An 11,093-nucleotide genomic window follows, 5' to 3' on the forward strand; every position below is an offset into this window, starting at 1 on the left:
TGGAATGTGTGGTTGGGGTTACGCTTACGCTACTCGTAACTAGAATACGACATGATTTTAGCGCTAACGCCCGCCACAAACACGAGCAACGTGTTGCGAGTCGAGCGCCCAAAGGGCGCGTTTGTGCTGGCGATTGCTATACATTTAGATTAATGCACCAAAAATTAATGTCCAAATGCCAAACAACACTGCGATAACAACAAGAATCTTCTTCGCCCAATCATTTACGATTGGGCTAATATAATTGAGTTCTGTTTTATATAAACCAAAGATCAAAAACATTGCCGCATAAATCAAAAACACTATTTCACTTAGTGGCACTTTATTCAATACTGGAATGAAGGCAGCTAATACTAAGAAAAAAGATATAGCAAAAAACAATATCGCTGACGGATTATTTTTAGACGCAGACTCTGTGTTCAAACTTTACGCTCCGAATGCATAACACTTATTGGGCGGAAAAATTCGTATTGAAACACGGACTCTTCTGCCTTTGTAAATTTTATGTTGATGACATTACATCGGATTTAGCTTATTTACAATAACTTATGGGCACAGCTAAGTTTACCAGAGGATAGAATCTCTTTAGAGGGAGTCGGGGAGTGTCACTCGCTTTCGCTCGCTCAGACACTCTGTGTCGACCAGAACGGGGTTCTGCTACCACCAAAGCCGTAGCAGGCTGGCGGCAATTAATGCCAGGTAGGTTATCGCGACAGTGGGTTTTAGCGCTTGTTTGGCGTAGCTCAGTATTAGCTGCAGCGGATTCTGGCGCTGGTAACGCCACTGGCTATGCCACTGACAGCCGATATCCTGCGCTTGCAATATAGCCTGCTCAAGTTGCAGCAGGCGGTTGGCGGCGCGCTGCTGCCAGGTTTTAAGTAGGGCTTCGTGCAGCCAGAATAAGCCAATAACACCCACTTGCAGCTCAATACCGGCGGCGTTTTTTAATAGCCACAGCCACACCAGAATGGTCACCACTTTCAGCCATAGCGCTTGCTGTTCTTGTTTGTCGTAACTTTGTTGCACTAGTAGCCATTCGGCCTGATTTCTGTCGGTCATGATGCGTCCCTGCTGATTGACGGTAGCTTAAATAAACTTAAGTTGCTGCTTCAGTTTAGCCGGTAATTGCTGTAAGTCAGCATCATTTTCACTTACTACCACTATATCGGCGGTTTTTAACGCCAGGCTGCGGCCGCGATAGGTTTCATCTGCAAAATGGTGTTCAAATTTTAGCTTGTTGCCCGCCGGCACAATAAATACCGTGGCCAGACCATGCTCGGTTTGCAGCACCAGATGTAATGATCGTGTGCCACGAAAGTCACAGAAATTGGCAAACAGAATACTGTGCTGCCAGTCGCTCAGCTCAGCGCCTAAGCTGGCAAGTTTAAGATTAACCTGATGCAGCGGTTGTGGCGCCAGCATCTGCTCCATATAAGGTGCTTCATGGTAAACATGGGCCAATGCGTGTTGGCCCAGGGTCATTTGTGGGTAACCATAGTTAAACCAGTTCAGGGTCAGGCCTGCCACAAACGCGATTGATGCTGCCAGGGCAATAGCGCCGGCAAAGCGTTTTTGCTGGGTTTGTTGGCTTAATACCATTTGCTGGCGCAATAATTTCAGCGGCAGCGTTTCTGGCACCTTAAATTCCAGTGCTTGCTTAATGCTTAGTTGATCCAGCAATAGCTGGCGCTGCAGCTGCTGCAGTTCATGATCTGCGGCAAGGGCCCGGGCCAATTCAGGGTTACGTGCCTGCGGATCGGCAATCAGCGCCTGTTTTAATGTTAAATCAGCCATCTGCTTACCCCTTATCCTGCGCGTTCTGCTGCGCGACCAGACGTTGTTTCAATAGTTGGCGGGCCCGGAATAAACGGGTATTCACGGTATTCACATTTAAACTTAATAGTTTACCAATTTCTTCACTGTTAAAACCGGCCAATGCCTGTAACAACAAAGGTTCGCCATACTCCGGTGGCAGCAGCAGTAGCTGACGCTGCAGCAGCGCGTTGTCGTATTGCTGCTCCAGTGCCGGGTTAATCTCATCGGTCAGGCTGTCTTGTTCAATATCGCTGTAATCAAATTGTTTGCGCTCAAACCGCCGGGCATTTTCCCGGCGTAAAATGGTAATAAGCCAGCTTTTGGCGGCGTTATCATCCAATAAAGCATCCAGCGCTTTCCAGGCTCGTAAAAAGGTGTCTTGCACTATATCTTCTGCAATATGCTGGTCGCGACACAACCAGAAGGCATAACGATACAAATCAGCATGATATAGCCGCACCAGCTGCTCATAGCGCTGGCTGTTACTCTGAGCTTTGCGTTTAAATAAAGAGACCGGCAAACTGAACAGGCTATTTCGTGATTGCGGCATGGCGGCAGGCTTTTGTGCAGTGGCAAGAGTGCTAAGACTAATAGACATCGTCTGATCCTGTAAAGGGGGCATTTAACTTAAACCCGCTGCTTAGGTGCATCGCTTTGTGTCGCTGCGCTGCTGAGACAATGCTGCAGCCAGTAATCCGCACTGACATAACGACCCGCGCCACTAAATAGCAGGCTTAGCAGCATGGCAAAATAAAGTGCCGCAAACTCAATACCATTGTTTAAGATCACCAGCCTGCCACTGGCGCTTAGCCAGTCGTAGTTACCATGTTGCTGCAACAGGCCGCGGGCAGCTGCAATTTTATCGCTGCTGGCCATTACCCGTTCATTGAGCAAAATGGTGCCATCAGCCAGCCAGCTGCTGCTATCGGAAATGGCGGGCCAGCCATTAGGTAGATGCACCGCAAAAATGGCAACCAGCATGGTAACCAGCAAGGGTATTGCCACCAGCCGGGTAAATAAGCCCAGTAACAGCAAAACACCGCCCAGCAACTCTGCTGCAATGGCCAGGCTGGCTAACAATGCCGGCAGCGGCAAACCCAGGCCCCAGTCGCTGTTACCAAACCAGGCGACAGTATCGCTAAAGTGACTGAACTTATTCCAGCCAGCCTGAATAAGCACCGGCGCCAGGATCAGTCGCAGTAGCAGTGGTGCCAGGCCATCTAATGGCGTCAGGAGTTGAAGTGACTTTACATAACTTTGCTGGATGGATTGAAACATTGCGCTAACCTGCCTAAATGAGTGTATTAGTTATAAGACAGAATCAGGAGCAGAAATCTTTCGGAAACCTTTATAAATAAAAATGAAAGTGCAGGGTGTGCAACATTACTAATAGTTAATCAATAAAACGCTGACGTATGCCACCACTGACAGCGGTCAGCGGCACTATAATGCTCAGTTCATAAGCCTGGCCAAAGTCAGCATCCAGTGCTACATCGTCAAACCAGATGGCGTTGCCGACACTGAGATAAGACTGCAAAACTGGTGGTAGGCGGCAGTCAAGCGGTTTAAGGTGTTGCTGCAATTGCCGGATACGGCTGCTTGCGTCGAGCTGTTGCCAGCTAGTAAAGTCGGGCGCGAATGACGCCTGATATTCTAAACCGGCTTTTGCCATTAGCATGGGCTTGGGTGGGCGGTAAAGTTGCTGACAGTATTGCACCATGCCAGCTATCGCCTCATCACCAAGGCTTTGATACAACGACACATTACCAAAAAAATACTGCAACCCCGGATACAACTGCGACAATGCTCCTAAGCCGGCCCACAGTGCGTAAAAACCGAGTAATGCTGCTTTGGCATTGGGGTTTACCACCGAGCGGCCTAACTCAATGCTGTAGGGCAACACTTGCTGTTTAAAGGTTGTGCTGTAGTCAAACAGCTGGCTGGTACGCAAAATGGCATTACCAAAATGGGCAGCTTGCCAGCCTAACTGATAGCGATACATCGCCACCAGCTCTGTTCTTTTTGGGTCCCACACCAGCAACTGGTAATAGGCGGCTTCACCATAGTCTAACGCATCCAGATCGCGCTCCAGGTTACGCCCGGCACCAGCCTGGCGAAATATCAGCTCGCGCAGCCGACCTATTTCCAGCATGGTGACTGGTATAGCAGCGGCCTGCGCACTGAAAACCTGTAAGCCTCTTACGCTGGCAATAGGTGTGAGGGTGGCTAGCTCTTGCGCAATAAGCTCAGCCGGCTCGGCGGCTGCAACTGGGTTTAACAGCGGCATCATGCTCCTCCCGGTAAATAGTCGGTAATTGATAGCAACGGCGTTTCAGCCAGGCCATGCGCTGCCGGTCGTTATCGGCCAGAGCATCAAGCTCAACGGCATGCATAGGGATGTCCACATAAAGCCTTGGTACACGCAGGGCTGGGTTGAGCATTTGCCGCACCAGCAATAGCATCTCCAGATTGGCGCTGATGCCAAACTTCTGACGTAGCCAGGCCAGCGCATAAAACCCGCGGGAGTTATAACTGTGTAAATGCAGTACGGTAAGACTGCGCTGCTCGCGCCGGGCCAGGGTGACGGCCAGCTTAGACCAGTCACCATCATCCAGGGCACCGTTGGCGGTTTTTCTGGCGGTGCGGCCAGCCGGAAAAATCACTAACGGGCTATTACCGGCAAAAGCGGCCTGCACTGCAGCCAGCGCTGCTTGCGGCCGGCCAAACACCGGTATTGGCACTATGCGCCCGGCCAGTTGCTGCACCTCAGCCAGCGCCTCGTTGGCCAGCACCTGGATATCGGGGTAACGTTTTTGCAGCACACTCAGTAGCAACAAGCCATCAATACCGCCGGTAGGATGATTACAGACAAACACCGGTCTGCTGGCAGCACTGGGCCAGCGACAGGCGATAATCTCAGGCGTAAGCTGCAAGCGCTGCAGCGCGGCATCACAAAAGAGATCTGCCGGCAGCCGGTTTAGTGGCTGCAGCTTCTGATTAAATGCTTTTTCTGCTAACAACCAGCGCAATAAGCGCCACTGCCAGCCGGTTAGCCGGTTAGCCAGCGTAGGGTTGTAACGGCGAAATAATGCCTGCCCCTCCAAGCGGCTGCTAAAATCACCTGCTGTCACTACAGTGTGTTGCAGCGGTAACGCCAAACGGTCAGTGGCATCCTGTTGCTGCGATGACGGGTAACCATCCCAGTACTGCATGTCAATACGGTCAGTGTCGATAGTCAATTGGGTGATGCTGACGGTTTGCACCTGACTGCGCTGCATGGCAATACCGCTAAAGGCGCAGAATGGCTTAGCCTGACGATGTAATTGCTGCAGAGTACTCAGTGACGGCGAGCGGGCCATGGCCCGTTGCCAGTGCCAGACTCTTAGTGTCGGAATAAGCCGCGGCCAGGCGCTGGAGCTGGATACCGGCGAGGTCAGCGCCAGCTGCTGGCGCAGCTTGCTGCCATCCCAATGCCACAGTAGCGGCTGTTGCAAGCCGACAAAGACTAGCAGGCGAAATGGTGCATAGCAGCGCAGTTGCTCTGGCTGCAACAGGGTATCCACTGCCTGCCAATCGGGGCTTAATGCCAGCGCCCGCAGCAGCAGGCCCCGACTGCGCCGGATGGCAGCGTCAGGCTGATAGGCCGCGGTATAGTCGTTTAACAGACACAACACCAGGCCTTTACTATTGGCCGCGACCCAGCTGCCACCACCTGCCGGGTCTATCGGCATAATGGCATCCACGCCCTGCTGACTAAGCCGTACCGGTAGTTGCGCGCTGGCGCGGCCTTTTTGCTCATCCCGGTTAAAGACAATGTGCATTTGTTCATCTTGATACCACCAGCTTAAGGTGCACATTGTTGCTGATACTCCTGCGTTGAACTGTGCACACCGGCGCTGTCTGGCCAGGCATAATCCCATTGCTCCAGCATCGCATGAATAAGCGCAAGATGATGCACACTATGGCTGGCCACAAAGTCCAGCTCACGTTCCACGCTGGTATAGGTTTGCCCTTCGGCAAACTGATAGGTTAACTGGCTATCCAGATCAGCAGCGTTCAAACTGGCAAGCCACGGCTTCAGTTGGCCAATCCAAAACAACGCTTTTGCCTGGTCCGTTTCTGCCCCTTCATCGCGCAGACGCAGCCGGTAATCGAGCCGACCGCTGGCAACGGCCAGCCGCAGCTGCTGATAGTGGTCCAGCACATGGCGCACATGTTTACCGACCGAAGGTTGGCCGGGCCAGTCTTTAATGCAACGATAATGCTCAGGCTGCAGCTGAAGCAATACAGTGCTCAGTAATTGAAGTTGCTGCAGGTTGTGTTCAATTACCGTCATGCCGCTCTGCCCTATTTTTGGTTAAATCATTCAGTCGCTGTTTTGCAGCACTGTAACTGGCGACCGAGAAAGGTACCAGGTAATTAAGCAGCGCCATGCCCCAGCGCCACTCTTGCTGACCGAGCAAGGCATACCACTGATTGATCAGGTTTAGTAAAGTCCCCACCACCAGCGCCACCTTTAAGGCATTGCTGATAAGCGATGGCTGACGCAGTTGTCGTAACAAGGCTTTCATCCGCGGGCAAACCTTATCAACTGCTCCAGCGGAATATGCGTAATAGACTCTTCGATCATGCGCTTAATTAACAGATTATCGGCTTTGGGTTGCCATGCCGCCACAGGGGCTTTTTTGCCGGTGGGTTTTACCCGCAACTGATGATCTTCTTCACATAACCTCATTTCACTATGACACACACTACAAGCCAACAGGTCGCCTGGTTTGTCATCGCTTTGCTGCAACACAGTGGGGCCACAATGCGGGCAAGTATGCAAGGGAATACCATTATCGCTGTGTCCCATAATGGCATCCAGCACACCCTCTTCCGCCAGCGCCAATAAATGATTGCACCAAAACTGGCTGAACTGCCGGCCTGATTCAGCGCGCAGGATGTTCAAGACCTTATCCAGTGGCATCGGCTTGCGGTAAGCCCGAAGACTGGTCATGGCGTCAAAGGCATCACAAACACCGATAATGGCAGCATCGGTTGGGATCATGCTGGCGGTAAGTCCATAAGGATAACCGCGCCCATCCGGCCGCTCATGGTGCAATTCGACAGCTGCAGCCACCAGATGCCCCAGCGGATGCCCTGCCAGCATGCGGCCACCCGCTGCAGGGTGCGTTTGGATCAGGGTAAACTCGTTGTCATCCAGCTTGCCGGCTTTATTTAGAATAGCATCGGGAATGGCCACTTTACCCAGATCATGCAGAAAACCACCGAGCGTCACCCGGGCAATATCAGCATCTGGCAAACCACCAGCCCGGGCCACTAAATTGGCATAGCGCGATACTCGCCACAAATGCCCGCCGGTATAAGGATCTTTGGCTTCAACAAACCAGGCCATTACCATCAGGCTGGCAAGCAAGTCTTTGCTCAGCTGGCCAGCATCGGCAGGCAAAGCCTGATCTTTGTGGAACTGCTGAAACCACCTGAACATAAAAACCTCTAATTTTAGTTAATGTTTTGCATGCAACTTCAATAGCTTAGAAAAAGCATCTCGTTTGATAGCATCTGCCAGATCATCTTTGCAAAAATACAATGCGGTGGCTGGCTGGCCAGGATGCGCTGCACCTACCATTTGTCCTGCTGCAGCAATGGCTGCCTGCTGATGATGCGCCTGCATTAAGCGCAGAATACTATTTTGTACCCGTTCAAGTGGCAGTAAACTGGCAAAAACGATTGGCATGGACGGTTTTATATGGCGAATTGCGGCCAATAACTCCTCTGCAGATTGCGGCAGGGGGGATGTTATGGCAAGGGAAATGACTGCAGCATCGGCCTTAGCCAATTCATCATTTAGGGCATCCAGATTTAGCAAACGGTTAAATCTAAAGCCTTGCTCTTGTAGAAAAGGCGCCATTTCACTGACGATAAAAGGGTGCGGTCTGGCTAATAATATATGTGGCATGCTTTTTCCTAACGTTGATTTCTAGTTGCAATGTGCCGCAAACTGCTTAGACTAAATTATTCATTAAGCTTAGGAAGTTCCGCTACTTATCACAATGACCAAAACACCGGCCCTATCCACCGAAACACCCGAACCGCTGGAACAGCTATTAGCCCAGCTGGCATTTGGCTCAGAACTGCATTTCGAATCTGGTTTTTGTGATCATTGGAACTTGCTGACCAGCAAATCGAATAAGGCGGCGTTGCATGTAGTAACGGCAGGTACCTTATGGATGGCAATACCCGGTCGTTTGCATGAGCAGCTGCAGTTGCAAGCCGGTGATGCGATTTTCTTCAGCCACAGTTTCCGGCATTGGCTTAGCGATAAGCCGGTGGATGAACACACCACTGAAGTCGATTTTGCTAATTTTTGTGTACCCGACCACTTAGAGCGCGGGCTGGTGTGTTACGACATTGCGGTCGAATCGCCGTTAACGGCTAATTTGTTTCAGGTGATGCCCGACTACATTCATTTGCCGGCCAGCCAGCAGTCCGGCCGGTTAAGCCCGTTAATTCAGCTGATCCGCGAAGAGGCGCAGGCGCGCCAGCCAGGTTATCAGGCGGCCATTAGCCGCTTAAGCGACGTGGTAGTGTTGCACTTATTACGTCAGGTGCTGAGTGACGACAGCATGCAACAGGGTTTGTTGGCCGCGCTGAAAGAGCCGGCACTGCGCCGGGTAGTGTTGGCTATTATGGATGAACCGGGCGCGGACTGGACAGTAGACAACATGGCGGCACTGGCGTTTTTATCAAAAAGCGCCTTTGCCGAGCGCTGCCATAAAATAATGGATATGACGGCCAAATCGCTGCTGGACGAACTGCGACTGCAACGCGCCCGTTTCTTACTTATCCACTCCGAACTGAGCCTGGAGCTGATTGCCGAACAAGTCGGTTACCAATCCGCCACGGCCTTTATCCGCTTTTTTAAACAACGCGAGCAGTTATCGCCCGGTGAGTTCAGAAGTTTGCACGCCTGAATCCAGACGGTCCCCGCTCAGCAAAGCGGCGGGGCCATGAACATTGCCGCCTTGGTGCCAACAAAGGAACAACCTGTCTATCAAGCACACGGGACAAATACGCCTTTGTCTACTGCAGTGAGCACGGTTTTGTGATAATCGGCTCCAACAGTCCATTGCCTGGCGTTTAGCGGACGGTTAGAGATACCCTGGAGTCCAGCTATGCAGACATTCACAGGTTACATTGTTATATCCTCCGAAATGGATGCAGTAGTTGAGATAAGTAGCGAGTAGGATAATCGGGCTCTGTCGCAATACCCAGGTCATCAACCCCTATCACCCGCTCAAAATCAAAATAGGCGGTACCCAGCACACGATCTGTCAAGGTTGTAAATAATCCAAAATTTACATTACCTTCAGCAGATGTACGAAGGTGATGAAAGCGGTGCACTGAATTTATGGCGAGTATATATTTAAAGGGTCCTGCAAAATAGGCAACATTCGAGTGCTGTAGCAACAACTGTATGATTACGGCTGTGGTCAGCAAAATTAACACATCCTGAGGGATACCGACAATGAGCAGCGGCGTTATACCTGCGATCGTTTCCAGCAATTGATGTAGCGGGTGTTTCATAAGACCATTGAATCCGTACATACGCTTCACACTGTGATGAACAGCATGTAGTTTCCAGAGAAGCGTCAGCCGGTGGCTGGCGTAATGAGCCAGAGTAATGCCGATGTCTGCTACTATCACCGCTAGCAGTAGCTGAACAGCGAGTGGCCACTCCAGCGGCCACCAGTTAACCACGGTCAGAGCACCAGCGATAAACGGCAGCAAGCTTAAACCTATCAGATTCATAAGCTCGTTGTTCAGCGCATGCAGTACGTCACGTGCAGTGTCCTGTTGCGGGATGTTAAAGGTCTGATTATATGCCACCCATCTTTCGGCAAGAAATGACACTCCGATCAACAATAATAATAATGGGATCAGCCAAATTTTGGGATAGCCGGCTGCGACGATATAGATCGCAATACCATTACCGCCAATCAACAAGGCTGGTAAGTATAAAACTTTCACTGCTACAGTGGTCAGATGCTTCATAAACTGAAACTCCTCAATGGTTTGAAGGAGTCAGTTTGCCTTTGAAAGGTTGCTCAGAATTGAACATAAGTGCTATCTATGCAGAAAGAAGTTGTTTAATGGTAGCTGGACTGACACCAAATCCCTGCTTAACCGCACGGCAGAAATGTGCCTGATCTGAAAAGCCCGCTGCTAAGGCTGCATCAGTCAGTGACATTGTTCTTGATAATTCAAAACCGACAATTAGCTTCAGCCATTTTTTGTAGCTGCGTAGGGGTAAGCCTGTTTGTTTCGAGAACCAGTGCGAAAATCGGCTGGGAGAGAGATGCACCTGTTTTGCTAATGTAGCACGCGATGTATCCATGCCACAGGCAATGTCGTGTTTTAGGGTGTCCAAAATGTACTGCAGTCTGTTATGCATCTGTGACTGGTCAAGGTTGCCGTATATCTGGCAAAACCGCTGAACCGAAACGTGTAAGTCGCCAATTCCGTTAAAAATTGTCATGCAACCCTCGACAAGTTGGTCACTCAAAGGGGAAAGCCTATCCTTTGGGGAGGCAAAATCTTGCAGCAACCCCGGACAACCAATGTGGAGTGGATCGATGTATATACATAGAACGTCAGCAGGATCTAACTGATGTGCCACCCCCGCAGGGATCAGAACGCCTTTATGATGAGCAGAGTAATCGCCTGAGCGTACACAGATGTCGTTATAAAAGCCAATGACGAGTTGATGTGCCCAATGCTTATGGGGCGTGTTATCACCTGAAAGACCAACGAACACACCTATGCCAGCAGTTATCGCAGCAGAACCATGCCAACGTCTATTCAGTTGCGGTGTCTTATACACTGTTATAACTCCCTGGCTCCCATGATTTGCGTTTCCTTTTATATTTAGAGTGACTTACTAGTAAATATAGTTAACGCGAGGCTGGCTCTTGCTTACGGCGGTGTAGCTCAAAAACTAAGGACGTTTAGTGGATTCTTTACGCCCCTCTTCCAATCCCCGGCGATAAGCTTCCTCTTCACCAGGATGCTTGTCTGCGTCGTGACTGTGCCCGCCATGCCCCTTATGCATAAAGATGTGCATCAGTGGGCACAACAGAATAATCAAAAAGGGCAGATACGGCAGGACGTGTTCAGCGTGCTCCACAAAAATGAAATAGAGCGCGGCGCCGATAAGTGTAAGCGTGGCCAGTCCGTGCAGGCTGGTCCAGTATCCGGATTTATTTACCATGATG

Annotated in this window: 15 protein-coding genes; 1 reads left to right on the top strand and 14 read right to left on the bottom strand. The window is 50.7% G+C overall.

The window, feature by feature from the left end; genetic code table 11:
• Nucleotides 1-144 precede the first annotated feature (144 nt).
• The 11 genes from WG68_RS13915 to WG68_RS13965 form a co-directional block, all read right to left on the bottom strand.
• Complete coding sequence (locus tag WG68_RS13915) at nt 145-423, bottom strand: hypothetical protein (protein ID WP_152663119.1); 279 nt, start codon at nt 421-423, stop codon at nt 145-147.
• A gap of 234 nt (nt 424-657) precedes the next feature.
• A complete protein-coding gene (locus WG68_RS13920) occupies nt 658-1,059 on the bottom strand; it encodes a hypothetical protein (RefSeq protein ID WP_046558325.1) in 402 nt (133 codons plus the stop codon).
• A 27-nt stretch (nt 1,060-1,086) separates the two neighbouring features.
• On the bottom strand, nt 1,087-1,794 hold the full coding sequence (locus tag WG68_RS13925) for a DUF3379 family protein (protein ID WP_046558326.1): 708 nt from the start codon (nt 1,792-1,794) through the stop codon (nt 1,087-1,089).
• Nucleotides 1,795-1,798: 4 nt separating this feature from the next.
• Nucleotides 1,799-2,413, bottom strand: a complete 615-nt coding sequence (locus tag WG68_RS13930) for a sigma-70 family RNA polymerase sigma factor (RefSeq protein ID WP_200897602.1) — start codon at nt 2,411-2,413, stop codon at nt 1,799-1,801.
• Nucleotides 2,414-2,442: 29 nt separating this feature from the next.
• On the bottom strand, nt 2,443-3,093 hold the full coding sequence (locus WG68_RS13935) for an HvfX family Cu-binding RiPP maturation protein (protein ID WP_046558327.1): 651 nt from the start codon (nt 3,091-3,093) through the stop codon (nt 2,443-2,445).
• A 115-nt stretch (nt 3,094-3,208) separates the two neighbouring features.
• Entirely contained in the window at nt 3,209-4,105 is an 897-nt protein-coding gene (locus WG68_RS19185) for a GNAT family N-acetyltransferase (protein ID WP_083981897.1), read from the bottom strand.
• Nucleotides 4,062-5,672: an NRDE family protein gene (locus WG68_RS19190; protein ID WP_052749108.1), complete on the bottom strand. Its 1,611-nt coding sequence runs from the start codon at nt 5,670-5,672 to the stop codon at nt 4,062-4,064. The genes WG68_RS19185 and WG68_RS19190 overlap by 44 nt, the downstream gene beginning before the upstream one ends.
• Nucleotides 5,660-6,151, bottom strand: a complete 492-nt coding sequence (locus WG68_RS19195; RefSeq protein ID WP_052749109.1) for a DinB family protein — start codon at nt 6,149-6,151, stop codon at nt 5,660-5,662. Before WG68_RS19195 ends, WG68_RS19190 begins: the two co-directional genes overlap by 13 nt.
• Complete coding sequence (gene nrtS / locus WG68_RS13955; protein WP_046558328.1) at nt 6,138-6,386, bottom strand: nitrate/nitrite transporter NrtS; 249 nt, start codon at nt 6,384-6,386, stop codon at nt 6,138-6,140. The genes WG68_RS19195 and nrtS overlap by 14 nt, the downstream gene beginning before the upstream one ends.
• Nucleotides 6,383-7,306 (bottom strand): HD-GYP domain-containing protein, encoded by a 924-nt coding sequence (locus tag WG68_RS13960; protein WP_083981899.1) that lies wholly within the window; start codon nt 7,304-7,306, stop codon nt 6,383-6,385. The genes nrtS and WG68_RS13960 overlap by 4 nt, the downstream gene beginning before the upstream one ends.
• An 18-nt stretch (nt 7,307-7,324) precedes the next feature.
• Nucleotides 7,325-7,777, bottom strand: coding sequence for a hypothetical protein (locus tag WG68_RS13965; protein ID WP_046558329.1), 453 nt, complete (start codon nt 7,775-7,777; stop codon nt 7,325-7,327).
• Between the two features lie 94 nt (nt 7,778-7,871).
• Between WG68_RS13965 and WG68_RS13970 the strand changes: the two genes are divergently transcribed.
• On the top strand, nt 7,872-8,792 hold the full coding sequence (locus WG68_RS13970) for an AraC family transcriptional regulator (protein WP_046558330.1): 921 nt from the start codon (nt 7,872-7,874) through the stop codon (nt 8,790-8,792).
• Nucleotides 8,793-9,018: 226 nt separating this feature from the next.
• Here the strand turns inward: WG68_RS13970 and WG68_RS13975 are convergent, their stop codons facing one another.
• From WG68_RS13975 to WG68_RS13985, 3 genes are all read right to left on the bottom strand, one after another.
• The gene (locus WG68_RS13975) at nt 9,019-9,873 is read right to left on the bottom strand and encodes a sterol desaturase family protein (RefSeq protein ID WP_046558331.1); all 855 of its coding nucleotides are present in this window, start codon (nt 9,871-9,873) and stop codon (nt 9,019-9,021) included.
• Nucleotides 9,874-9,949: 76 nt separating this feature from the next.
• Nucleotides 9,950-10,702, bottom strand: coding sequence for a helix-turn-helix domain-containing protein (locus WG68_RS13980; protein ID WP_046558332.1), 753 nt, complete (start codon nt 10,700-10,702; stop codon nt 9,950-9,952).
• Nucleotides 10,703-10,816: 114 nt separating this feature from the next.
• Nucleotides 10,817-11,089 (bottom strand): DUF2933 domain-containing protein, encoded by a 273-nt coding sequence (locus WG68_RS13985; RefSeq protein ID WP_046558333.1) that lies wholly within the window; start codon nt 11,087-11,089, stop codon nt 10,817-10,819.
• Between the last annotated feature and the right edge of the window lie 4 nt (nt 11,090-11,093).

It is taken from the genome of Arsukibacterium ikkense (assembly GCF_000987775.1).
Lineage (GTDB): Bacteria > Pseudomonadota > Gammaproteobacteria > Enterobacterales > Alteromonadaceae > Alishewanella > Alishewanella ikkense.